Genomic DNA, 24,623 nt, shown 5'->3' with positions numbered 1-24,623 from the left:
AAGTCGTGACCCAGATCATCAAAGGCATATTCATCCCGGGGATAACCTGCCGCATGTTGCATAAAAGTAGTAAGCACCTGCCCCGCCCAGAGGCGCGGCCAACGGAGGCCATCGTTTGGGTGGGTCGTCTGGCAGGGGGGCGGCATGGCTGATCTGTTTAGCCAGGAACCGGCCGCTCCGCTGGCCGAGGCGCTGCGCCCCAAGACCCTGGATGAGGTGGTCGGTCAGTCCCACTTGCTGGGAGAAGGCAAGCCCCTGCGCCTGGCTTTCCAGTCCGGCAAACCCCATTCGATGATCTTCTGGGGCCCGCCCGGTGTCGGCAAGACCACGCTGGCGCGGCTGACCGCCACCGCTTTCAAGTGCGAGTTCATTGCGCTGTCTGCCGTGTTCTCCGGGGTCAAGGACATCCGCGCGGCGATGGAGCAAGCCCAGCAGAACCTGGCGATGGGCAAGCACACGATTTTGTTTGTCGATGAAATCCACCGCTTCAACAAATCGCAGCAAGACGCCTTGCTGCCCTATGCCGAAAGCGGCCTGGTCACCTTCATTGGCGCGACGACGGAGAACCCCTCGTTCGAGGTGAACTCGGCCTTGCTGTCGCGCGCCCAGGTCTATGTGCTCAAGTCGCTCACCGACGAAGAGCTGCGCCTGCTCTTGAAGCGTGCCCAGGAGATCGCACTGGGCCATCTCGACTTTGACGACCTGGCCACCGACACCATCGTTGGCTATGCAGATGGCGATGCCCGGCGCTTTTTAAACCTGCTCGAACAGACCAGCACGGCAGCGCAGGCTTCGGGCATCACCACGATCACGGCAGACTTCCTGCAGAACGCGCTGACCTTGAACAGCCGCCGTTTTGACAAGGGCGGCGACAACTTCTACGACCAGATATCCGCGTTGCACAAGTCGGTGCGCGGCTCGCACCCGGATGCCGCGCTTTACTGGCTCACCCGCATGCTTGACGGCGGCGCCGATGCGCGCTACCTGTCCCGGCGCATTGTGCGCATGGCCTGGGAAGACATTGGCCTGGCGGACCCGCGCGCGATGCAGATCGCCAACGATGCCGCGCTGACCTATGAGCGCCTGGGCAGCCCCGAGGGCGAGCTGGCCCTGGGCCAGGCCGTCATCTACCTGGCCGTGGCTGCCAAGAGCAATGCTGGCTACAACGCCTACAACCAGGCCAAGGCCTTTGTGAAGCAGGACAAGAGCCGCGAAGTGCCGGTGCATTTGCGCAACGCCCCCACCAAGCTGATGAAGGAGCTGGGCTATGGGCATGAATACCGCTACGCGCATGACGAACCGAATGCCTACGCAGCGGGAGAAACCTATCTCCCAGAAGGGATAGAGCCTCCCGGCTGGTACCAGCCCGTGCCCCGGGGCCTGGAGCTGAAGATTGGCGAAAAGCTGGCGCAGCTCAAGCGCTGGGATGACGAGGCGGGGCAAGACTGAGCGCCTGCTTTTTCCTTCCTATTCAAGGGTTTCCTGAGAGATTCAGGCTGAGGAAGAGGGGGGTAGCTGGCGCCCCCTTGCATGATTTCCTCCACGCGCTCTATTAGTTGCGCATGAAACCGGTACCACATCTTGGCGAAACGCATATTGCGCTGGATGAAGTGTGAGTAAAACACCGGGATACAACTGAGCGCCCCGGCAGAGGTCGTACAAGTTGTCGAAAATTTGTCTCAGATGCGACAAAAGACTCTAGCGAGCATGGCGGGCATGCGCGGGAGTCGTACGACAACAAAGGTCTCTCACGATGCGATTTTGCAAGTCAAAGTCGGGCGTCTCCTTGTCCAGGAGTGCCTTCGGCTTGGTGTTTTCTGTGTGGGCGGGCATGCACGCCGTTCAGGCCCAGACGGCAGCGCCCGCGCAGCCAGCAGCCGCTTCGGCGCCTGCAGCGGCCACGGCCACGGCCTCGGCCTCGGCCTCGGCCGATGCGCTGTTGGTGGAAAAGGGCCGCAAGCTGGCCGTAGCCGCGGACTGCGCCGCCTGCCACACGGCACCCAAGGGAGGCGCCAGCTTTGCCGGTGGCTACCCCCTGGGCTCCCCGCTGGGCACCATCTATGCCACCAATATCACCCCGTCCAACACGGCCGGCATTGGCAGCTACAGCCTGGAAGATTTCAGCCGCGCGCTGCGCCAGGGCGTACGCAAGGACGGGGCCCATCTCTACCCGGCCATGCCCTACACGGCCTATGCCCAGATCACCGATGAAGACACCGAGGCGCTCTACGCCTACTTCATGCATGGCGTCAAACCGGTGGACCAGGCCGCGCCGCAAACGGCCCTGCCTTTCCCCTTCAACATCCGCATGTCGATGGCCGTGTGGAATGCGCTCTACCTGAAGGACCAGCGCTTCAAGCCCGATGCCAGCAAGCCGCCGGAGTGGAACCACGGCGCCTACCTGGTCGATGCGCTGGCCCACTGCAGCACCTGCCACACCCCGCGCAACGCCATGATGGCCGAAGACAGCAGCCGCTACCTGGGTGGCGGCTCGCTGGGCGCCTGGTATGCGCCCAACATCACCTCGGATGCCATCAATGGCATCGGCGGCTGGACCGAGGCCGAGCTGGTGCAGTACCTCAAGACTGGCCGCGTGCCCGGCAAGGCCCAGGCCGCAGGCCCGATGGCCGAAGCCATCGAGCACAGCCTGCAGCACCTGCCTGACAGCGATATCCAGGCCATTGCCTCCTACCTCAAGCAGACCGCTGCAGTGGCGGGTGGCGAGACCCAGCCGCGCTACAGCTATGGCAAGGCCAGCCTGCAGTCGGAAGACACGCAGCGCGGTCTGGTCGACGGTGCCGATGCCGGCTGGAAGGTGTTCAGCGGCAGCTGCGCCCACTGCCACCAGGCCAATGCCACCGGCACGGCCAATGGCGAATACCCCTCGCTGTTCCACAACAGCGTGACCGGTGCCGACCGCGCCGACAACCTGGTCGCCACCATCCTGCACGGCGTGGACCGCACGGTGCAGGGGCGCGCCCATTTCATGCCTGCGTTTGGCGATGCCGCGTCCTTCACCGACCGCTTGAGCGACCAGGAGATCGCCGACGTCAGCAACTATGTGCTCACGCAGTACGGCAATGCGGCCGTCAAGGTGCAGGCCGCCGATGTGGCTGCCGTGCGCGCCGGTGGCAAGCCGCCGCTGATTGCGCAGCTGCCCGGCCTCATCGTGCCGGCTGCCGTGGTGCTGCTGGTCTTGGTGCTGGCCTTCATCGTGATCCGTCAACGCCGCAAGGCTGCCACTTCGTCTGGAGTCTGACCCGCATGACCTCGTCCTCTTTCCCCAAATCCGCGGTGCTCTGCGCCAAGCCTCTGGCGCCCGCGCTGATCTCCCGCCGCAGCCTGCTGGGCGCTGCGGCGGCCACCGGTGTGGCGCTTGCTGCCGGCGGCTTTGCCGTGCTGGGCTCCAGCAATGCCTTTGCCGCCAGCGTGGCGGCCGATGATTTCCTGCGCCTGTCGGAGTTTGTCACCGGCGGCAGCCCGCTGTCGGCCGGCCTGGCCACGCGCTACCTGGCGGCGCTCACCAAGAGCGATGCCAGCTTTGCCGCCGCTGCACAAGCGCTGCACCAGCATGTGGCCAGCCAGAAGATCAGCCATGTCGATGACCTGCTCGCCGCGCCCGATCTGGACCCGGCACTGCGCGCCACCGCGACCCAGATCGTCTCGGCCTGGTACCTGGGCGTTGTCGGCGAAGACGCTGACGCCGTGCTGATCAGCTATGCCAATGCGCTGATGTACCGCCCCACGGCCGGCATTCTCGATATTCCTACCTACGGCAGTGGCCCTGATTCCTGGGGCGAGAAGCCCGTCGTGCCTTCCAGCCTCAACAAGAAGAGCCCACAAGCATGAGCAGCAACCAAACGCAATACGACGCCGACCTGATCGTCATCGGCTCCGGGGTCATGGGCGGCATCATCGGTGCCAAGCTGGCGCAGGCTGGCAAGTCCGTCATCATCCTGGAAGCCGGCCCGCGCGTGCGCCGTGCCGACATCGTCGAGACCTTCCGCAATGCGCCGATCAAGCTCTCGCTGGCCAATATGAAGCTGCAGGGCGCCGGCTCGCCGTTCCCCAATCCGCCGCACATCCCGTCGACCTATGGCGACTATCTGCAGCAGACCGGCCCGGTGAAATACCCCACCAAGTACCTGCGCGTGGTGGGCGGCACCACCTGGCACTTTGGCTCGGCGCTGTGGCGCATGATCCCCAATGACTTCAAGCTGCAGACCCTGTACGGCCGTGGCCGTGACTGGCCGATTGGCTATGACGAGCTCGAACCCTACTACTGCGAGGCTGAGGCCGAACTGGGCGTGACCGGCTACGACGGCCAGGACGAGAGCGGCCATGGCGGCGAGGCGCATCCGCCGCGCTCCAAGCCCTTCCCGATGAAGGGCTTCAATGTGCCTTACTTCATGCAGCGCATGGACGAGATGCTCAAGCCCGGTGGCTACAACCCGGTGCTGGAGCCCCATGGCCGCGCCAGCCGCCCCTACGGCAACCGCCCGGTCTGCGCCGGCAACAACAACTGCAACCCGGTCTGCCCCATCGGCGCCAAGTACGACGGCTCCATGCATATCGATGTGGCCGAGCGCGCAGGCGCCAAGCTGCTCGACAACGCCGTGGTCTACAAGATCGAGGCCGGTGACGACGGCAAGATCACGGCCGTGCACTACAAGAAGCCCGATGGCACATCGCACCGCCTGACCGCGCGCCACTTTGTGCTGGCCGCCTATGGCATCGAAAGCCCCAAGCTGCTCCTGATGTCCACCTCGGAAAAATACCCGAACGGCATTGCCAACTCCTCCGACCAGGTGGGCCGCAACCTGATGGGCCACACCGGTATCAGCATGAACATCATGATGAACGAGGATGTCTGGCCGGGCCAGGGCCCGACCGAGCTGCTGGTCTACCTGAACTACCGCGATGGCGCCTTCCGCAAGGACATCCCCAGCTACAAGACCAAGTTCCGCAACACGGTGACCACCTCGCAGATTGCCTCCAGCCTGATCGCCAAGGGCGTGCTGGGTAGCAAGCTGGACGAGGAAATCCGCCGCCAGTCGGCCCGCTCGCTCAACGTCGCGGTGGACTTCGAGACCGAGGCCTTGCCGCAAAACCGCGTGGTGCCCAGCAAGACCAAGACCGATGCGATCGGCATCCCCGTGCCCGAGATCTACTACAGCGTCAACGACTACTGGAACGCTGGCCGCGACTTCGCGGTCAAGGACCTGCAGCGCATGGCCGGTCTGCTCAATGCCGATGTGCTGAAGATGGACACCAACCACCAGGACCGCCAGCACATCATGGGCACCACCATCATGGGCGACGACCCGAGCAACTCCGTGGTGGACCGCGACTGCCGCACCCATGACCATCCCAACCTGTTCATCGCCGGTACCAGCGTGATGCCCTCGGCATCCTGCATGAACCCGACCCTGACCGGTGCGGCCTTGAGCGTGCGTATCGCGCACCAATTGCTGAAAGAAATCTAAGAGCCGCTAACACAACCCTTGATACGTCGTTGCCTCGCCGGCCGCGCCAAGCCTTGTCGTACTCCTGTACTGCCTGCGGCTTGACGCCTAGTCTCAACCGCAAACCTTCGGTTTGCTGGGTCGTGTTAGCGGCTCTAAGCAGACCGGCCTCAGCGGCGTTCAGCGCTGAGGCCAGCATTCCCCTCGGATAAGCCCCGAGCAGGACAATACCGGCCATGATCGTCCGTCCTCCCTTGCATTGGCTGCGCATGCTGTTTGTGTGGCGCGGCTCCATCCTGCCGGCGATTACGCCGCAGCTGATCATCATCACCATCCTCGCGGTGGTGGCCACGATGCTGCACGGCTCCATCCTGAGCTGGAAGGTGCCGCTGAACTTTGTGCCGTTCTCGCTGATCGGCCTGACCCTGGCGATCTTTCTGGGCTTCCGCAACAGCACCTCGTATGCGCGCTTCTGGGAGGCGCGCACGCTCTGGGGTGTGTTCCTGGTCGAGAGCCGGCACCTGGCCGCCCAGGCGCTGAGCCTGACCCAGGACCGCGCACAGACGCGCGTGCTGGTGCTGCGCCTCTGCGCCTTTGCCTATGCGCTCAAGCACCAGCTGCGTGGCAGCGATGCGCGTGCGGATTTGGCGCTGTTCCTGCCGCCGGTTGAGGTGCAGCAGATCAGCGAGGCGCGCTTTCCGGGCGCGATGGCCATGCTGCTGGTGCAGCGCTGGGTGGGTGAGCAATGCCAGCAAGGCCGCATTGCAGCGCCCGTGGTGCCCGTGTTCGAACAAGCGCTGGCGCGGCTGGGCAGTGCGCTGGGAGGCTGCGAGCGCATTGCCAGCACGCCCATTCCGTTCACCTATTCGGTGATCCTGCACCGCAGCATTTACATCTACTGCTTTTTGCTGCCCTTTGGCCTGCTGGACTCCATCGGCACGATGACGCCAGTGATCGTCTGCTTTGTCGCCTACACCTTCTTTGCGCTGGAGGCGCTGGGCGCCGAGCTGGAGCACCCCTTTGGCATGGAAGCCAATGACCTGGCACTCGATGCGATGGTCTACGGCATTGAGTCCTCGGTGCTGGAGATGCTGGGCGAGGCACCGTTGGTTAAGGCGCCCCAGGTGCGCGATTTTGTACTGCACTGAAGACCAGGCTGGCGCGCAGTCCTGGGCCCTCTGAGCGCGGCGCCAGCTGAAACCGCGCCTGCTGCAGATGGGCCAGCTTGGCCACAATCGCCAGGCCCAGGCCGGCGCCCTGGCCCAATGACTGGCCGCTGGGCCCTTGCTGCCAGCGCTGCATCGCGGCCTGGCATTGGTCCTCGCTCATGCCCGGGCCATCGTCGATGACGGCCAGCTCAACGCTGCCGCCATCGTCTGCGGCCTGCAAGGCCACGGTGACCGATTGCCCGCCGTAGCGCAGCGCATTGAGGATCAGGTTGTCCAGCATGGCCGCGAGCAGGTTGGCATCGGCGGCGATGCGCAGCTGCTCGGCCTCGGCCGTGTCCAGGCCCTCGGCACCCAGGTCGATCCGGGCGCGGCTGGCGGCATCCCAGTGGCGCAGCACCGCCTGTTGCACCTGCTCGGCAGCGGCCACCGGCGCCAGTTGCACGGCACTGGCCTCGTCACTCAGCGCCAATAGCAGCAGCTGGTCCACCAGATGGCTGGCACGCGCCACGCTGTCGGAGATGCGCTGCAGTTGCTGCTGCAGCACCGCAGGGTCGGCATGGCCCAGGCCATAGTCAGCCAGCGCCTTGATGCCCGCCAGCGGTGTGCGCACCTCATGCGCCACATTGCCGGCAAACTCGCGCTGGGCCTCGACGTTGTCGGCAATGCGGGCGAGCAGCGCATTGGTGGTCTGGCGCAGCTGCTCGATCTCGCGCGTGGTGGCTGGCGCGCTGGGTGGGATGGGCGCCAGGTCCCGCGCATCGCGCCGCGACAGCGACCGTTGCAGCGCGGCCAGCGGTGCCATGTCCTGGCCAATGCGGTGGTGCAGCCACCAGAGCAGCAGCACCAGCAAGGTCAGCTGCGGGATCGCGGCATAGAGGAACAAATGTTGGATCAGGCTGTCGCGCACCCGCGTGGTGTGCATCATCACGATGCTGAGCTGCTGCTCGCCCACCGCGCTGCGCAGCGCCACCGCCCGCACCAGCTGGCCGTTGTAGAGGGTTTCGCGGTAGCTCACCGGCTCGCTCTCGTTCCAGGGCAGCAGTGGCAGCGGCTCGCCAGCCAGCTGGCTGCCATCGCTGCGGTAGACGGCGTAGTACACATACTCGGCCTGGTCGAAGAGGGCGGCCTTGAGCTCGCTGTCGGTCAGCTGCAGGGCCACCTGGCCCTCGTCATCGGCGCGCAGGTGCGAGGCAATCGCATAGGCATCGTCGAGCAGCGCGCGGTCGAAGGCGCTTTGGGTGAAATGGTTGGCTAGCGCCATCATGAACACGGTGCCCAGCAGCCAGGTCCAGACCAGCGGCGAGCGCACATGGCGCAGCACGCGCATGCGCAGCGAGGGCAGCGGGCTGGGGCGGTTGGTGGTGGATGTGGTGGTGGCGGTGGTGCTCATGCGGCATCGCCGCTGTCGGCCTCGATCAGGTAGCCAATGCCGCGCAGGGTGCGGATGGCTGCGCCGCTGTGCTGCAGCTTTTTGCGCAGCCGCGAGATAAAGGCTTCGAGCGCGTTGTCGCCCAGCGCATCGTCATAGCCCGAGAGCTTGTCCGACAGGCTGCGCTTGCTCACCGCGCGGCCGGGTGGGCTCATCAGCTCCCACAGCACTTCAAACTCGCGCGCCGGCAGGTCCAGCGGCTGCATGCCGACGCGAAAGCGCCGGTTGTTGCGCTCCAGGCTGAGCTGGCCCACGGTCGATACATCCTGGGTGCCAATCGCGCGGCGCACCAGGGCGCGCAGCCGGGCCTCGACCTCGGCCAGTTCAAAGGGCTTGCCCAGGTAGTCGTCGGCGCCGCTGTCCAGGCCGGCGATGCGGTCCGGGGTCTGGTTGCGGGCGGTGAGTACCAGCACGGGCGTGTTGTCGCCACGGCGCCGCGCCTGCTGCAGCAGCGCCAGGCCGCTGCCCATCGCACTGCCGCGCACGGCGCTGCAGGGCAGGTTCAGGTCGAGCAGGATGGCATCAAAGCGCTGCACCCGCCACCAGTGCTCCGCCGCACCCAGGTCGGCCGCCTGGTCCACATGGTGGCCCGCATCGCGCAGGCTGCTGACCACCACATCGCGCAGCACGGCATCGTCTTCAATCACAAGAATTCGCATGGCCCAAGCCTAGCAAAAGCACAACACAGCAGCCAGAAAAAAGCCTGTTCAGGCCAGGTGGCGAGAACAGGCGCACTGGAGTGAAACGGGGTCAGGACGATGCCGTAGCGGGCACCGCGCTCTCTTGCGCATGGGCAAAGGCCCGGGCTTCCTTGCGCGATTTGCGCACGCCCGACCAGATGGCCCAGAGCAGGATCGCACCGGTCAGCGCCAGCAGGGAGGCGCTGATGGGCCGGTTGAAGAACACCGTGGCATCGCCCCGCGACAGCAGCATCGCGCGGCGCAGGTTTTCTTCCAGCATCGGCCCCAGGATGTAGCCCAGCAGCAGAGGTGCCGCCTCAAAGCGCAGCACCATCAGCACATAGCCGATGACGCCGAGCACGGCCACCATGTAGATGTCGAACAGGTTGTTGTTGACGCTGTAGACGCCGAGCGCGACAAACACCAGGATCGCCGGGTACATCCAGGCAAAGGGAATGCGCAGCAGCGCGACCCACAGCCCGATGGTGGGCAGGTTCAGAATCACCAGGAAGATATTGCCGATCGCAAAGCTGACGATCAGCCCCCAGAACAGCTCGGGCTGCTCGGTCATCAACATCGGGCCGGGCTGGATACCGTGGATGATCAGCGCGCCCAGCATCACGGCCATCACCGCATCGCCCGGGATACCGATGGACAGCGAAGGCACAAAGGCAGTTTGCGCAGCGGCATTGTTGGCCGATTCGGGCGCGGTGATGCCTTCGATGGCGCCATGGCCAAAGCGGCTCGGGTCCTTGGCCACACGCTTTTCAATCGCGTAGGACATGAAGGACGCAATCGATGGTCCTACGCCCGGCAGCGCGCCGAGGAAGGAGCCCAGCGCCGAGCCACGCAGCATCGGCTTGATGGTGTCGCGGAATTCCTGGCGCTCAGGCACCATCGAGCGCAGGGTGACCTTGTCGGGCTTCTGGTTGGCATCGGCCAGGTTGATGCAGCGGATCACTTCTGCCACGCCAAACAGGCCCATCGCCAGTGCCACCAGGTTGACGCCGTCCATCAGCTCGGGGATGTCGAAGGAGTAGCGCGCGACGCCCGAGTTCACATCGGTGCCGATCATGCCCAGCAGCAGGCCGAAGACCACCATGCACAGGCCCTTGGTGGCCGAGCCGGCGCTCATCGACGAGGCGGCCACCAGGCCCAGCAGCATCATCGAGAAGAACTCGGTGGGGCCGAACTGCAGGCCGATCTTGGAGATCGCAGGCGAGAACAGCACCAGCAGGATCAGGCCCGACATGGCGCCGACCAGCGAGGCAATCGTGGTGACAAAAAGCGCCACCCCGGCCTTGCCTTTGCGCGCCATCGGGTAGCCGTCCAGACAGGTCACCGCTGAGGACGGTGAGCCCGGCAGGTTCAGCAGGATGGAGGCGGTGGAGCCGCCGTACTGCGCGCCGTAGTAGACGCCGGCCAGCATGATGATGGCCGCCGTGGGCGACATATGGTAGGTAAAGGGCAGCAGCAGCGAGATGGCGGCCAGCGCACCGATGCCGGGCAGCACGCCGACGACGGTGCCCAAAAATACGCCCAGGAAGCAGTACCAGAGCGTCGAGGGATCGGCCACCACATTGAGGCCCATCCAGAGGTTTCCAAGCAAATCCATAGAGATCCTTTGTCAGTGCCGGGCTCAGGGCCAGATGGGCAAGGTCATGCGTAGACCAATGGGAAAGATGACCGTGGTCAGCGCAGCGACGGCCAGGCTGACCAGCAGGCGCGTGCGCAGGCTCATCTTGGTGGCGATCAGCGCGACCAGGCTGGCGGCCAGCGCGGCCAGGGCCACGCCCAGCGGGTAGAGCAGCAGTGCAAAGGCCAGCAGGCTGGCCACGGACCAGAACAGGTTGCCCCACTGCAGCACGATGGGGCTGCCCTGGCGCCACCAGGCGGGTATCGCCAGCAGCAGGCCCAGGCCAAACAGCAGCCAGCCCAGTACGACGGGGAAGTAGCCCGGCCCCATGCGGTCTGCACTGCCAAAGTTGTATTCGCGCCCATAGAGCGCAAAGAACAGGCCTGCTGCTGACATCAGCAGGCCGCCGACGATGTCATGGATGTCTCTTGTCATTTTCATTCGGTTCAATCCTGTGTGGTTCCATGCCCGCGCGCATCTGGGCCAGGATGGGCACGCACGCAGGCGCCGCCACCTTAAGGGCGCTTACCTGACGGGAACCTGATTGCAGTGCGCAAGTCGCGCTCGCAGGCGTGCTGCGGGCGACTCGGTGTTGGAGTGCGAATGAAGGGAGGGCAGCGCCGATCAGCCCAGCGCAGGCAGGCTGCCGGCCTTTTGTGATTGCTCCAGCAGAAAGCTGATCATCGTGCGCACCGCCTTGGTCTGGTGGCGGTTGGGCATCCACAGCAGGTACATGTGGTTGCCGAAAATGCTCAGGCGCCAGTCGCGCAAAGTGGTGACGACCTCGCCGCGCTCGACCTCGGCGCGGATGACATAGTCCGGCACGATGCCCACACCCAGGCCGGCCATGATGCCCTGGCGCAGAAACGGAAAATGCTCGGAGATGAGGCTGGGCTCCAGCCGGATCTCCTTGCGCACATCGCCCTGGTAGGCGCGCACCAGCAGCTGCTTGCCGACCACGCCGCTGGTGATCAGCGGCACATGGCGCAGGTCCTCGGGCTGCTGGGGCAGCATGTTCTGGCCCGCATAGTCGATGCTGGCGCAGGCCACATAGTTCATCTCGCCCATGTGGCGGGCCACCAGGTTGTCGGGCGGCGTGGGCAGCACGCGGATGGCAATGTCCACTTCGTCGCGCACCAGGTTGTCGACCCGGTTCTCAAAGATCACATCCAGCACGATGTCGGGGTAGAGGCGCTTGAAGGCGATCAGCCAGTCGCTCATCACCAGCTGGCCATAGCCGCTGGGCACCGCCAGCCCGACCCGGCCCTGCAGGCCCTTGCCCAGGCTGCGGATGGTTTCGCTGGCGGCGGCCAGCTCGTTGCGGATGCTGCGGCCATGCTCATACAGGCGCAGGCCCACCTCGGTCGGTTCGACCCGGCGCGTGGTGCGGCGCACCAGCTGCACGCCCACTGATTTTTCCAATTGCGCCAGGTGGTAGCTGACATTGGCGCGGCTCATCTTGAGTTTGGCGGCGGCGCGGCTGAGGTTGCCGGAATCGATGATTTCCACCAGCAAGGTGAGGGCGTTGTGGTCCATGGGATGCGATTGTCTAAATTCCTTTGACAGTCTGTCAATCCTCTATGTGATTGTCAAATAAGCTTAGTTGCATTGACAATGGTTCGCAACAAGCTTTCGATTGATCTACCAGGAGACATGCATGAGCGCTGAAAACGCCGCTGTAGTGAACATTGCCCGCGAAGGGCAGGTGTTGGTCGTCACCATCCAGAACCCCCCCGTCAACGCCTTGAGCCAGGCCGTGCGCCAAGGCCTGGCCGATGCCGTGGCCCAGGCGCGCAGCGATGCGCAGGTCCAGGCCATCTTGCTGGTGGGCAGCGGCAAGGCCTTTATCGCCGGTGCCGATATCCGTGAGTTCGGCAAGCCCGCGATGCCGCCCAGCCTGCCCGATGTGCTGGTGCAGCTGGAAAACAGCGACAAGATCGTCGTGGCCGCCATCCATGGCCCGGCGCTGGGCGGTGGCCTGGAAGTGGCACTGTCCTGCCACTACCGCCTGGCCGTCTCTGGCGCCAAGCTGGGCCTGCCCGAAGTGCAACTGGGCCTGCTGCCCGGCGCCGGTGGCACGCAGCGCACCCCCCGCCTGATTGGCGTCAAGGCCGCGCTGGACCTGATGCTCTCGGGCCGCCATGCCAGTGCCGAAGAAGCGCTGGCCATGGGCCTGGTCGACAAAGTCGAGCCCGCTGGCAGCGATGCCCGCACGGCTGGCCTGGCCTATGCCAACGCACTGCTGGCGCAGAACGCCCCGGTGCGCCGCACCCGCGAAGCCACGGCCCTGGCCGACAAGGCCGCGTCGCAGGCCGAGTTGGACACCGCCAAGGCCGAGTCCGCCAAGAAAAGCCGGGGCCTGTTCTCGCCCGGCAAGATCATCGAATGCGTGCAAGGCGCGCTGGACCTGCCGTTTGAGCAGGGCATGCAAAACGAGCGCAAGCTGTTTGTGCAGTGCCTGGAGAGCCCGCAGCGCGCCGGCTTGATCCATGCCTTCTTTGCCGAGCGTGAAACCGCCAAGATCCCCGAAGCCAAGGCCGCTGCACCGCGCGCCCTGAACAGCATCGGCGTGGTGGGTGGTGGCACCATGGGCGCCGGCATCACCGTGGCGGCGCTGGATGCCGGCCTGCCGGTGGTGATGGTCGAGCGCGATGCGGAATCCATCGCCCGGGGCCGCGCCAATGTGGAAAAGGTCTACGACGGCCTGATCGCCAAGGGCCGCATGACGGCCGAGAAAAAGGCCGCCATCATGGCGCGCTACAGCGGCAGCACCGACTACGCCGCGCTCGCCCAGGTGGACCTGGTGATCGAGGCCGTGTTTGAAGAGATGGGCGTCAAGAAGGCCGTGTTTGCCGAGCTGGACAAGGTCTGCAAGCCCGGCGCCGTGATTGCCACCAACACCTCCTACCTGGATATCGATGCGATTGCCGCGAGCATCTCGCGTCCGCAGGACGTCATCGGTCTGCACTTCTTCAGCCCCGCCAACATCATGAAGCTGCTGGAGATCGTGGTGCCCGCCAAGGTGAGCGCCGATGTGGTGGCCACCGCTTTCGAGCTGGCCCGCCGTATGAAGAAGGTGCCCGTGCGCGCTGGTGTCTGCGATGGCTTTATCGGCAACCGCATTCTGGCCGTGTACCGCGAGGCCGCCAACTACCTGCTCGAAGACGGCGCCTCGCCCTACCAGATCGACGAGGCAGTGCGCGAGTTTGGCTACCCGATGGGCCCCTTCCAGGTCGCCGACCTGGCCGGTGGCGACATTGGCTGGGCCACGCGCAAGCGCAAGGCCGCCACGCGCGACCCCAAGGCCCGCTATGTGCAGATTGCCGACCGCATTGCCGAAAAGGGCTGGTTCGGCCAGAAGACCCAGCGCGGCTACTACCTGTACCCGCAAGGCGCACGCGTGGGCGAGCAAGACCCCGAAGTGCTGGCGATTGTGGATGCCGAGCGCCAGCGCGCCGGTGTCACACCGCGCAGCTTCAGCAATGCCGAGATCATGCGCCGCTACATGGCCGCGATGGTCAACGAAGGCGCCAATGTGGTGCGCGAAGGCATTGCGCTGCGTCCGCTGGATGTGGATGTGACCTTCCTCTACGGCTACGGCTTCCCGCGCTTCCGGGGCGGCCCGATGAAGTGGGCCGACATGGTGGGCCTGGACAAGATCCTGGCCGATATCCGCGAGTTCGCCAAGGAAGACGCGCTGTTCTGGACGCCATCGCCGCTCTTGGTGGAGCTGGTGGAGAAGGGCGAGAACTTCGAGAGCCTGAACAAGGCAGCCTGACGCAGAGTCAGGCTTGAGACAACCCCTGGCTTCCATGTAGGCGAAGCCCGGGTTGCACTTTCAAAAATGGCGGTTAGCGCTTGGGTGACAAGCGCAGCCGGCCCCAAAAATCACAATCAACGGTCGCTCAGACCCAAGGAGACATGCATGCGTGAAGCCGTCATCGTTTCGACAGCGCGTACGCCGCTGGCCAAATCCCACCGTGGGGAGTTCAATGTCACGCCCGGTGCGCAGCTGGCGGCCTTTTCCATCAGCGCAGCGGTGCAGCGCGCCGGCATCGACCCGGCGCTGATCGAAGATGTGGTGCTGGGCTGCGGCTACCCCGAGGGGACGACTGGTCGCAATATCGGCCGCCAGGCGGCTGTGCGTGCCGGCCTGCCCATCAGCGTGGGTGGCACCGTGGTCAACCGCTTCTGCGCCTCGGGCCTGCAGGCGATTGCCTTTGCGGCGGGCCGCATCATTGTCGATGGCGCACCGGCGATGGTGGCTGGCGGTGTCGAGAGCATCTCGCTGATCCGGTCGAGCAACACCAACCCCTCGGATGCTGATCCCTGGCTGGTGGAGCACAAGCCCGACCTGTTCATGGCCATGATCGATACCGCCGATGTGGTGGCCAAGCGCTACGGCATCAGCCGCGAGGACCAGGACGCCTTCTCGCTGCAAAGCCAGCAGCGCACTGCTGCGGCGCAGGCCAATGGCACCTTCGACAACGAGATCGTGCCCTGCGCCACGCGCATGGCCGAGAAGAACAAGGAAACCGGTGAGGTCAGATACAAGGACGTCACCGCGACGATGGACAACTGCAACCGCCCCTCGACCACGCTCGAAGGCCTGGCCAAGCTGGAACCTGTCAAGGGCGCGGGCAACTTTGTCACCGCTGGCAATGCCTCACAGCTGTCCGATGGCTCGGCAGCCTGCGTGCTGATGGAAGCCAAGGAAGCGGCCAAGCTGGGCCTGGCGCCGCTGGGCGCCTTCCGTGGCCTGGCGATTGCCGGTTGCGAGCCCGACGAGATGGGCATTGGCCCCGTGTTTGCCGTGCCCAAGCTGCTGGCGCGCCACGGCCTGACGGTGCAGGACATCGACCTCTGGGAGCTGAACGAGGCCTTTGCCTCGCAGGCGCTGTACTGCCAGCGCAAGCTGGGCATCCCGATGGACCGCCTCAACGTCAACGGCGGCGCGATCTCCATCGGCCACCCCTTTGGCATGACCGGCGCGCGCTTGACTGGCCACATCCTGCTCGAAGGCCAGCGCCGCAAGGCCCGGGGCGAAAAAGTGAAGTGGGGCGTGGTGACCATGTGTGTGGGCGGCGGCATGGGTGCCGCTGGCCTCTTTGAGATTTTCTGACCCCCCCTGAGGCGCTGCGCGCCTTCCCCCAGGGGACGACGCCACCGCTGCGGGGCGGCCCTTGCTGGGCGTCACCCAGATCGCGCAGCGCCGAGTTTGAGATGTGCAGGCCTTGCCTGCCCACGTTAATGAGGAGATAGCCATGGACTTGCAATTCAGTCCCGAAGAAGAAGCCTTCCGCGCCGAAGTACGTGCGTTTCTGCAAGACAACCTGCCCCCGGACCTGGCCGCCAAGGTCAAGGCTGGCCAGCGCCTGACGCGCTTTGACCAGGAAAACTGGCATGCCATCCTGAACAAGAAGGGCTGGCTGGCCTACCACTGGCCACAGGAGTTTGGTGGCACGGGCTGGTCGCCAGTGCAGAAGTTCATTTTTGACGACGAGTGTGCCCTGGCCGGTGGCCCGCGCCTGGTGCCCTTTGGCTTGTCCATGCTCGGCCCGGTGCTGATCAAGTACGGTAACGAGGCGCAGAAGAGCCACTGGCTGCCACGCATTCTGAATGGTGACGACTGGTGGTGCCAGGGTTACTCCGAGCCGGGCGCCGGCTCCGACCTGGCCTCGCTGAAGACCACGGCCGTGCGCAACGGCGACCACTACATCGTCAACGGCCAGAAGACCTGGACCACCCAGGGCCAGCACGCCAACATGATGTTCTGCCTGGTGCGCACCAACAAAGAGGTGAAGTCGCAGCAAGGCATCAGCTTTGTGCTGATCGACATGAACCAGCCTGGCGTCGAAGTGCGCCCCATCCGCACCCTGGATGGCGACAAGGAAGTCAACGAAGTCTTTCTGACCGATGTGAAGGTACCGCTGGAAAACCTGGTGGGCGAGGAGAACAAGGGCTGGACCTATGCCAAGTACCTGCTGACCTATGAACGCACCGGCATTGCCGGCGTGGGCTTCTCGATGGCCGGGCTGGAAAAGCTCAAGGCCATCGCCCAGCGCGTGCAGCGCAATGGCAAGCCGCTGATCGAAGACCCGCAGTTTGCCACCCGCATGGCCAAGGTCGAGATCGAGCTGCTGAACATGGCCACCACCAACCTGCGCGTGATCGCGTCGGTCGCGGGCGGCGGTGTGCCGGGTGCCGAGAGCTCGATGCTCAAGATCAAGGGCACCGTTGTGCGCCAGGAGCTGCTGTCGCTGATCCGCCGCGCGATGGGCCCCTATGCGCTGCCCTTCATCGAAGAGGCCCAGTTTGCCGAATACGCCGACGAGCCCGTGGGCCCCAAGGAGGCAGCCACGGCCGCTGCGGCCTATTTCAACTACCGCAAGCTGTCGATCTTCGGCGGCTCGAACGAGATCCAGCGCAACATCATCTCCAAGATGATCCTCGGGCTATGAAATAAGCCACCCCCTGAGGCGCTGCGCGCCTTCCCCCTGGAAGGGGGACGACGCCTTTGCTGCGGGGCGGCCCTTGCTGGCGTCTCGCAGCTGTGCTCTGCAGGTTCCAGGCGCTGTGCTCTCAGCAAGCGTCATGGTTTGACAAGGAGATTTATATGAACTTTCAACTGGATGAAGACCGCCGCATGCTGGCGGACGCGCTGGGCCGCTACCTGAGCGAGCAGTACAGCACCGAGTACCGCAACAAGGCCGCCTATGGCGCCCAGGGCTTCAGCGCCGAGACCTATGCCAAGCTGGCCGAACTGGGCGCGATTGGCGCGCTGTTCAAGGAGGCCGATGGCGGCTTTGGCGGCGATGGCGTCGATATCAGCGTGGTGTTCGAGACACTGGGCACGCACCTGGTGGCAGAGCCGCTGCTGGGCGCCTTGCTGGTGGGCCGCGCGCTGACCGAGGCCGGCAGCGATGTGCAAAAGGCGCAGCTCGAAGGCATCATCGGCGGCGAGACGATTGCCGCGCTGGCGCATGACGAGCCTGCGAACCACTACGAGCTGAACCGCGTGGCGACCACCGCCCAAACCGACGGCGATGGCTGGGTGCTGAACGGCAGCAAGGCCGTGGTGCTGTTTGGCGACCAGGCGCAGCTGCTGCTGGTTTCTGCCCGCACGGCAGGCGCCGTGGGCGATGAGGCGGGTATCTCGCTGTTCCTGGTGCCGGGCGACGCCGCTGGCATCAGCAGCCGGGGCTATGGCCGCATCGATGGTGGCCATGCCGCCGAGCTGGTGCTGGCCAACGTCAAGGTCGGCGCTGATGCCTTGCTGGGCAAGCTGGGCGAAGGCCATGCGCTGCTCGAACGCATCTGTGGCTTTGGCCTGCTGGCGCTGGCGGCCGAATCGCTGGGCGCGATGGATGTGGCCAAGAACCACACCTTGGAGTACCTGCGCACCCGCAAGCAGTTTGGCGTGCCGATCGGCAGCTTTCAGGCGCTGCAGCACCGCATGGCCGATCTGCTGCTCGAAGCCGAGCAGGCCCGCTCGGCCGTCATCAACGCAGCTGCTGCCATCGACAACCCCGACTACATCGAGCGTGAAAAAGCGCTGTCGGCGGCCAAGTACAGCGTGGGCCAGATTGGCACCCTGATGGCCGAAGAGGCGATCCAGATGCATGGCGGCATTGGCGTGACCTGGGAGCTGCCGCTGGCGCACTACGCCAAGCGCATCATCATGATCGACCACCAGCTGGGCGACATGGACCACCACCTGGCGCGCTACATGGCGCTGCAGGCCCAGGAACGCGCTGCAGCCAAGGCCGCCTGATGACGACCGCCAGCAACGCAAACCCCGCGCTGCTGGCGCGCCGCGAAGGCGGCGTGCTGGTGCTGACCAACAACAACGAGGCGGCGCGCAACGCGCTGTCGCCCGACTTCTACCTGGGCCTGACGGCCGCGCTCCAGGACGCAGCGACCGACCCGGCCGTGGGCGCGATTGTGCTCACCGGTGCCGGCGGGCATTTCTGCTCCGGCGGTGATCTGCGCCGCATTGCGACGCGCCGCGACCAACCGCTGGAAAAGCGCCGCGAGCTGCTCAAAGGCCTGCATGACCTGGTGCGTGCACTGCGCGACTGCCCCAAGCCTGTCGTGGCGGCGGTGGAGGGCGCGGCCGCCGGTGCCGGCCTGTCGCTGGCCTTGGCCTGCGATATGTTGGTGGCAGCGCGCAATGCCGCGTTCTCGGTCGCCTATGTGAAGGTGGGGCTGTCGCCCGACGGCGGCGCCACGGCCTTTCTGGCCGAGCATTTGTCGCGCCAGCTGCTGACCGAGCTGTGCCTGACCGGCGACCGGGTGAGCGGTGAGCGCATGCAGCAACTGGGCCTGGTCAACCGCCTGGCTGAGCCGGGCGATGCGCTGGCCCAGGCCATCGCACTGGCTGCGCAGATGGCCGAGGGCCCCTTGCAGGCCATGGCCAGCATCAAGTCGCTGTGCCGCGCTGCCTATGACAACAGCCTGGAAGCGCAGCTGGACATGGAAGCCGAGCTGATGGTGCAGGCCCAGGCCACACCGGAATCGGCCGAGGGCATTGCCGCGTTTTTGGAAAAGCGCCCCGCCAACTACCTGCAGCTGCGCAGCTGACAGGGACTGAGAAAAATGGAACCAGGATTGGCCTAATAAATTGGCCGGCCTGGTGATCCGAGGAGACAAGTATGCGTGAGGAAGAGAAAGCCACGGCCCTGCCGCTGGCGGGTGTCAAGGTCCTGGACCTGTCCCGTGTTTTTGCCGGCCCTTTGTGCGGCCAGGTGCTGGGCGACTTGGGGGCCGAGGTGATCAAGGTGGAGCACCCCAAGCGCGGTGACGACACCCGCGATTGGGGCCTGCGCATTGGCAAGACCGAGACCACCTACTACAACAGCATGAACCGCAACAAGCGGTCCATCACCGTCGATCTGCAAAAGCCCGAGGGGCTGGCGCTGATCCTGGAGCTGCTGCCGCAGTTCGATGTGGTGATCCACAACTTCAAGCATGGCGGCGCTGACAAGCTGGGCCTGGGCTACGAGGCGCTGAAGGCCTTGAAGCAGGACCTGATCTACTGCAGCGTGACCGGCTATGCCACCGACACCGATGAAGCGGCCCGCCCGGGCTATGACATCCTGGTGCAGGGCGAGGCCGGCCTGATGGCGATGAACGGCGAGGCATCGCAGCCGCCGCTGAAGTTTGGCGTGGCCGTGGTGGACCTGATGACCGGCATGAGCGCCGCCCAGGCGGTGCTGGCCGCGCTGTTTGCCCGCGAGCGCACGGGCCAGGGCCGCAAGATCGACATGGCGCTGTTCGACAACGGCGTCAGCATCACCGGCTACTACGGGCTCGATGCGCTGTTCATGGGCAAGGACCCGGAGCGCTTTGGCAATGCCCATCCGTCGATCGTGCCCTATGGCATGTTCGAGGCCGCCGATGGCCCGCTGATCATTGCGGTGGGCAACAATTCGCAGTTCGAGCGCTTCTGCCGCGATGTGATCGAGCGCCCCGACCTGGCCGACAACCCCAAGTACGCGACCAATGTGGAACGCGCCAAGGACCGCAAGCTGCTGCTGCCGCTGATGATCGAGACCATCCGCAGCTTTCCGCGTGCGCTGCTGATCGAGCGGCTCAATGCCTGCGGCGTGCCTTGCGGCGAGGTGCTGGGCCTGCATGAGGCGCTGACCTCCGAGCGTGTGCAGCAAGCTGGCCTGGTGCAGAACATGCCCCACCCGGTGGCCGGCCAGACCGCCGTGCTGGCGCCGCCCATCCGCATGGATGGTGAACGCCTGCCGATTCGCCGCGCACCACCCACACTCGGTGAAGGTACACGCGAAGTGCTGCAAAATCTGCTGCGTTTGAGTGATTCGCAATTGCAGTCGCTCCAGGCGCAAGGCGTGCTGACCTTGCCCGATTGATACCGAGGCCCGCCGATGGCGAAGGACGCCGCAGCGGGCCCAGAGTTTATTGTTAGAAAGCTGAGACTATGAAAGTACTGGTACCCGTCAAACGCGTGGTGGACTACAACGTCAAGGTGCGCGTCAAGAGCGATGGCTCGGGTGTGGACATTGCGAACGTGAAGATGTCGATGAACCCCTTTGATGAAATCGCGGTGGAAGAGGCCGTGCGATTGAAGGAAAAGGGCGTCGTGACCGAGATCATCGCCGTGAGCTGCGGTGTGACCCAGTGCCAGGAGACCCTGCGCACGGCCATGGCCATTGGTGCCGACCGCGCCATCCTGGTGGAAACCGCAGAAGAGCTGCAGCCCTTGGCTGTGGCCAAGCTCCTGAAGGCCCTGGTCGACAAAGAGCAGCCGGGTCTCGTGATCTGCGGCAAGCAAGCCATTGACGACGACGCCAACCAGACCGGCCAGATGCTGGCAGCGCTGGGCGATCTGCCCCAGGCCACCTTCGCCTCCAAGGTCGAAGTCGCTGGCGACAAGGTGAGCGTGACGCGCGAAGTGGACGGAGGTCTGGAGACCCTGTCTCTGTCTCTGCCCGCCGTGATTACCACCGACCTGCGCCTGAACGAGCCACGCTACGTCACCTTGCCCAACATCATGAAGGCCAAGAAAAAGCAGCTCGATACCGTCAAGCCAGAAGAGCTGGGTGTGGACGTGAGCCCGCGCCTGAAGACCTTGAAGGTGGAAGAACCCGCCAAGCGCGGCGCCGGCGTCAAGGTGCCCGATGTGGCCACCTTGATCGACAAGCTCAAGAACGAAGCCAAAGTCATCTGACCTTGACCCCCCTGAGTCGCCTGCGGCGCCTTCCCCCCAGGGGGACGACGACCACGCTGCGGGGCGGCCCTTGCTAGTCGTCCCGCTGCACGGGACCGCCAGTTTTGAAGGCCGCGAACGACACCTGACACATTGAATTGAAAGACGATAGACATGACCGCTCTCGTTATTGCAGAACACGACAACCAAACGATCAAGACCGCCACGCTCAACACCGTCACCGCAGCGCTGGCTTGCGGCGGCGATGTGCATGTGCTCGTCGCAGGCGAAGGCGCAGCAGCTGCAGCCCAAGCTGCAGCGCAGATCGCAGGCGTTGCCAAAGTCATCCTGGCCGAAGGCCCGGCGCTCAAGGATGGCCTGGCTGAAAACCTGGCCGCGCAAGTGCTGGCCCTTGCCGGCAACTACAGCCACATCCTGGCGCCAGCCACCGCCTCGGGCAAGAACGTCGCCCCACGCGTTGCAGCCAAGCTTGACGTGGCCCAGATCAGCGACATCACCAAGGTGGTGAGCGCCGACACGTTCGAGCGCCCCATCTACGCGGGCAACGCCATTGCCACCGTGCAATCGATCGATGCTACCAAGGTCATCACCGTGCGCGGCACCGGCTTTGATGCCGCCGCTGCCACCGGTGGCTCGGCTGCAGTCGAAAACGCAGCAGCGGTAGCCGACAGCGGCAAGAGCAGCTTTGTGGGCCGCGAAGTGACCAAGAACGACCGCCCGGAGCTGACGGCCGCCAAGATCATCGTCTCCGGTGGCCGCGCGCTGGGCAGCGCCGAGAAGTTCAACGAAGTGATGACCCCGCTGGCCGACAAGCTGGGCGCGGCCATTGGTGCCAGCCGCGCAGCGGTGGACGCGGGCTACGCGCCCAACGACCTGCAAGTGGGCCAGACCGGCAAGATCGTAGCGCCCCAGCTGTATGTGGCAGCGGGCATCTCCGGCGCCATCCAGCACTTGGCTGGCATGAAGGACTCCAAGGTGATCGTGGCGATCAACAAGGACGAAGAAGCGCCGATCTTCAGCGTGGCCGATTACGGCCTGGTGGCTGACCTGTTCGACGCCGTGCCCGAGATGGCCAGCAAGCTGTAAACGCTGCCCAAGCCTTTGACAAAACGCGGCCCCGGCCGCGTTTTTTTATGCCTGCCCGTAGCGGTGGCTATTTGGTTGTTTATGCAACCGAAAACCGATATAGATATTTACACCAGTGTTCCGCCAGCAAGACGGAGCGCCTGTTTAATTATTGACGTAGATGCATTAATTATTAAAAACCTGTGGCGATTTGCTGAATCTATACCTAGTAAATTCCCTAGGTGTGTCCAGCGGCCCTCCCCGTATTCATGCAGTTTGCGCATGGGTCACTAGGGAAAGCGCTAGAGCGATAGTCGCCAAAAAACCAAGGGGGCGTCTATAAAATTGTTTCGATCCGCATAAAACTGTTATCGCGGTTAGAGGCGGCTGCATCCCGGGAGACCCCCGTTTCATGCAGTTTTCGCTGTAGTGGTTCAAAGCTGAAGGGTTGGTTGTATGGATATTTTGCTGCAGCAGATCATTAATGGTCTGGTATTGGGCAGCATGTACGCTTTGATAGCCTTGGGCTACACCATGGTGTACGGCATTATTCAATTGATTAACTTCGCGCACGGCGAAGTGCTGATGATCGGGGTGCTGACCAGCTGGAGCATCATCGGCGTGATGCAGGAGGCCATGCCGGGAACGCCGGGCTGGATCATCTTGCTGATAGCGACGCTGATTGCCTGTGTGGTGGCGGCAGTGCTCAATTTCACGATCGAGAAGCTGGCCTACCGGCCGCTGCGCAACAGCCCGCGCCTGGCGCCGCTGATCACCGCGATCGGCATGTCGATCTTGCTGCAGACCCTGGCCATGATCATCTGGAAGCCCAACTACAAGCCCTATCCGACCCTGTTGCCGATGGAGCCCTTTGACCTGGCCGGCGCAGTGATCACGCCGACCCAGATCCTGGTGCTGGGCGTGACGGCCGTGGTGCTGGCGGTGCTGATGTACCTGGTGAACTACACCCGCCTGGGCCGCGCGATGCGGGCCACGGCAGAGAACCCCCGCGTGGCGGCGCTGATGGGCATCAAGCCCGACATGGTGATCTCGGCCACCTTTGTCATCGGTGCGGTGCTGGCGGCCATTGCCGGTGTGCTCTGGGCCTCGAACTACGGCACGGCGCAGCACACCATGGGCTTCCTGCCTGGCTTGAAGGCCTTTATTGCGGCGGTGTTTGGCGGTATTGGCAACCTGGCAGGCGCCGTGGTGGGCGCGATGATCCTGGGCCTGGTGGAAGCCATCGGCGCGGGCTACATCGGCCAGCTCACCGGGGGTGTGCTGGGCAGCCAGTATGTCGACATTTTCTCGTTCATCGTGCTGATCATCGTGCTGACCTTGCGCCCTTCGGGCTTGCTGGGTGAGCGGGTGGCCGATCGGGCTTAAGGGGAACACAGCATGAAGAACAACAAAGCACAGTTCATCCTGGGCGCGATTGCGCTGCTGGTATTGCCGCTGATCCTGCAGTCCTTCGGCAACGCCTGGGTGCGCATTGCCGACCTGGCCTTGCTCTATGTACTGCTGGCCCTGGGCCTGAACATCGTTGTGGGCTTTGCCGGCCTGCTGGACCTGGGCTATGTGGCGTTCTACGCCGTGGGCGCCTATATGCTCGGCCTGATGGCCTCGCCGCACCTGGCCGAGACCTTTGAAGGCTTCAAGGCCATGTTCCCCAATGGCCTGCACACGTCCATCTGGCTGGTGATACCGCTGGCCGCGTTGCTGGCGGCGGTCGCGGGGATGATATTGGGCTTCCCGGTGCTCAAGCTGCGCGGGGACTACCTGGCCATCGTGACCCTGGGTTTCGGCGAGATCATCCGTATCTTCATGCTGAATCTGGACCAGCCCGTCAACATCACCAACGGGCCCAAGGGCCTGGGCCAGATCGACTCGATCAAGATCTTCGGCTTTGACTTTGCCAAGCCGCTGGAGATCGGCAGCTACACGGTCTCTTCGGTCACCCTGTACTACTACCTGTTCCTGCTGCTGGTCGTGGCCAGCGTGGTGATCTGCTACCGCCTGCAGGATTCGCGCATCGGCCGCGCCTGGATGGCCATCCGCGAGGACGAGATTGCCGCCAAGGCCATGGGTATCAACACCCGCAACCTCAAGCTGATGGCCTTTGGCATGGGTGCCACATTCGGCGGCGTGTCCGGCGCGATGTTTGCCGGCTTCCAGGGCTTTGTCTCGCCCGAGTCCTTCAGCCTGATGGAGTCGATCATGATCGTCGCCATGGTGGTGCTGGGTGGCCTGGGCCATATCCCCGGCGTCATTCTGGGTGCCGTGCTGCTGTCGGCCCTGCCCGAGGTACTGCGCTATGTGGCTGGCCCGCTGCAGCAGATGACCGATGGCCGTCTGGATGCCTCCATCCTGCGCCAGCTGCTGATTGCGGTGGCGATGATCGTGGTAATGCTGCTGCGCCCACGCGGCCTGTGGCCCGCACCCGAGCATGGCAAGAGCGCGATCCAGAAAGACTGAGCAGG

At 64.5% G+C, this 24,623-nt stretch carries 20 protein-coding genes; 15 read left to right on the top strand and 5 right to left on the bottom strand.

Going from position 1 to position 24,623, the window contains the following annotated elements; genetic code table 11:
* Nucleotides 1–144 precede the first annotated feature (144 nt).
* From LPW39_RS06685 to LPW39_RS06665, 5 genes are all read left to right on the top strand, one after another.
* Nucleotides 145–1,449 carry a replication-associated recombination protein A gene (locus LPW39_RS06685; RefSeq protein ID WP_230772852.1) on the top strand — a complete coding sequence of 435 codons (1,305 nt, stop codon included), beginning with the start codon at nt 145–147 and terminating at the stop codon, nt 1,447–1,449.
* Between the two features lie 382 nt (nt 1,450–1,831).
* Nucleotides 1,832–3,259: a cytochrome c gene (locus LPW39_RS06680; RefSeq protein WP_230772851.1), complete on the top strand. Its 1,428-nt coding sequence runs from the start codon at nt 1,832–1,834 to the stop codon at nt 3,257–3,259.
* A 5-nt stretch (nt 3,260–3,264) separates the two neighbouring features.
* Nucleotides 3,265–3,849, top strand: a complete 585-nt coding sequence (locus tag LPW39_RS06675) for a sugar dehydrogenase complex small subunit (protein WP_230772850.1) — start codon at nt 3,265–3,267, stop codon at nt 3,847–3,849.
* Complete coding sequence (locus tag LPW39_RS06670; protein ID WP_230772849.1) at nt 3,846–5,486, top strand: GMC family oxidoreductase; 1,641 nt, start codon at nt 3,846–3,848, stop codon at nt 5,484–5,486. Before LPW39_RS06675 ends, LPW39_RS06670 begins: the two co-directional genes overlap by 4 nt.
* Before the next feature lie 215 nt (nt 5,487–5,701).
* Nucleotides 5,702–6,613 (top strand): bestrophin family protein, encoded by a 912-nt coding sequence (locus tag LPW39_RS06665; protein WP_230772848.1) that lies wholly within the window; start codon nt 5,702–5,704, stop codon nt 6,611–6,613.
* Here the strand turns inward: LPW39_RS06665 and LPW39_RS06660 are convergent.
* The 5 genes from LPW39_RS06660 to LPW39_RS06640 all read right to left on the bottom strand — a co-directional run bounded on the left by LPW39_RS06660 (nt 6,576) and on the right by LPW39_RS06640 (nt 11,915).
* A complete protein-coding gene (locus LPW39_RS06660) occupies nt 6,576–8,024 on the bottom strand; it encodes a sensor histidine kinase (RefSeq protein WP_230772847.1) in 1,449 nt (482 codons plus the stop codon). The genes LPW39_RS06665 and LPW39_RS06660 overlap by 38 nt on opposite strands.
* On the bottom strand, nt 8,021–8,722 hold the full coding sequence (locus tag LPW39_RS06655; protein WP_230772846.1) for a response regulator transcription factor: 702 nt from the start codon (nt 8,720–8,722) through the stop codon (nt 8,021–8,023). The genes LPW39_RS06660 and LPW39_RS06655 overlap by 4 nt, the downstream gene beginning before the upstream one ends.
* 91 nt (nt 8,723–8,813) lie before the next feature.
* Entirely contained in the window at nt 8,814–10,358 is a 1,545-nt protein-coding gene (locus LPW39_RS06650; protein WP_133858686.1) for a tripartite tricarboxylate transporter permease, read from the bottom strand.
* A gap of 24 nt (nt 10,359–10,382) precedes the next feature.
* Complete coding sequence (locus tag LPW39_RS06645; protein ID WP_133858687.1) at nt 10,383–10,820, bottom strand: tripartite tricarboxylate transporter TctB family protein; 438 nt, start codon at nt 10,818–10,820, stop codon at nt 10,383–10,385.
* A gap of 183 nt (nt 10,821–11,003) precedes the next feature.
* The gene (locus LPW39_RS06640) at nt 11,004–11,915 is read right to left on the bottom strand and encodes a LysR family transcriptional regulator (protein WP_230772830.1); all 912 of its coding nucleotides are present in this window, start codon (nt 11,913–11,915) and stop codon (nt 11,004–11,006) included.
* A 121-nt stretch (nt 11,916–12,036) separates the two neighbouring features.
* Here LPW39_RS06640 and LPW39_RS06635 point away from each other — a divergent pair, with 121 nt between their 5' ends.
* From LPW39_RS06635 to LPW39_RS06590, 10 genes are all read left to right on the top strand, one after another.
* The gene (locus tag LPW39_RS06635; protein WP_230772829.1) at nt 12,037–14,157 is read left to right on the top strand and encodes a 3-hydroxyacyl-CoA dehydrogenase NAD-binding domain-containing protein; all 2,121 of its coding nucleotides are present in this window, start codon (nt 12,037–12,039) and stop codon (nt 14,155–14,157) included.
* A 147-nt stretch (nt 14,158–14,304) separates the two neighbouring features.
* Nucleotides 14,305–15,501: an acetyl-CoA C-acyltransferase gene (locus tag LPW39_RS06630; RefSeq protein WP_230772823.1), complete on the top strand. Its 1,197-nt coding sequence runs from the start codon at nt 14,305–14,307 to the stop codon at nt 15,499–15,501.
* Between the two features lie 142 nt (nt 15,502–15,643).
* Nucleotides 15,644–16,840, top strand: a complete 1,197-nt coding sequence (locus tag LPW39_RS06625; protein WP_230772821.1) for an acyl-CoA dehydrogenase family protein — start codon at nt 15,644–15,646, stop codon at nt 16,838–16,840.
* Nucleotides 16,841–16,995: 155 nt separating this feature from the next.
* The gene (locus LPW39_RS06620; RefSeq protein WP_230772818.1) at nt 16,996–18,153 is read left to right on the top strand and encodes an acyl-CoA dehydrogenase family protein; all 1,158 of its coding nucleotides are present in this window, start codon (nt 16,996–16,998) and stop codon (nt 18,151–18,153) included.
* Complete coding sequence (locus tag LPW39_RS06615; RefSeq protein WP_230772816.1) at nt 18,153–18,962, top strand: oxepin-CoA hydrolase, alternative type; 810 nt, start codon at nt 18,153–18,155, stop codon at nt 18,960–18,962. The genes LPW39_RS06620 and LPW39_RS06615 overlap by 1 nt, the downstream gene beginning before the upstream one ends.
* 71 nt (nt 18,963–19,033) lie before the next feature.
* Nucleotides 19,034–20,260, top strand: a complete 1,227-nt coding sequence (locus LPW39_RS06610) for a CaiB/BaiF CoA transferase family protein (protein WP_230772815.1) — start codon at nt 19,034–19,036, stop codon at nt 20,258–20,260.
* Nucleotides 20,261–20,328: 68 nt separating this feature from the next.
* Complete coding sequence (locus tag LPW39_RS06605; protein WP_230772813.1) at nt 20,329–21,078, top strand: electron transfer flavoprotein subunit beta/FixA family protein; 750 nt, start codon at nt 20,329–20,331, stop codon at nt 21,076–21,078.
* 153 nt (nt 21,079–21,231) lie between these two features.
* Complete coding sequence (locus LPW39_RS06600; protein ID WP_230772806.1) at nt 21,232–22,164, top strand: electron transfer flavoprotein subunit alpha/FixB family protein; 933 nt, start codon at nt 21,232–21,234, stop codon at nt 22,162–22,164.
* A 435-nt stretch (nt 22,165–22,599) separates the two neighbouring features.
* Nucleotides 22,600–23,529: a branched-chain amino acid ABC transporter permease gene (locus tag LPW39_RS06595; protein ID WP_133854981.1), complete on the top strand. Its 930-nt coding sequence runs from the start codon at nt 22,600–22,602 to the stop codon at nt 23,527–23,529.
* 12 nt (nt 23,530–23,541) lie between these two features.
* Nucleotides 23,542–24,618, top strand: coding sequence for a branched-chain amino acid ABC transporter permease (locus LPW39_RS06590; RefSeq protein WP_230772799.1), 1,077 nt, complete (start codon nt 23,542–23,544; stop codon nt 24,616–24,618).
* Nucleotides 24,619–24,623: the final 5 nt, after the last annotated feature.

This window comes from Comamonas koreensis (assembly GCF_021026195.1).
GTDB lineage: Bacteria > Pseudomonadota > Gammaproteobacteria > Burkholderiales > Burkholderiaceae_C > Comamonas > Comamonas koreensis.
This window is presented reverse-complemented; position numbering and strand designations above follow the sequence as displayed.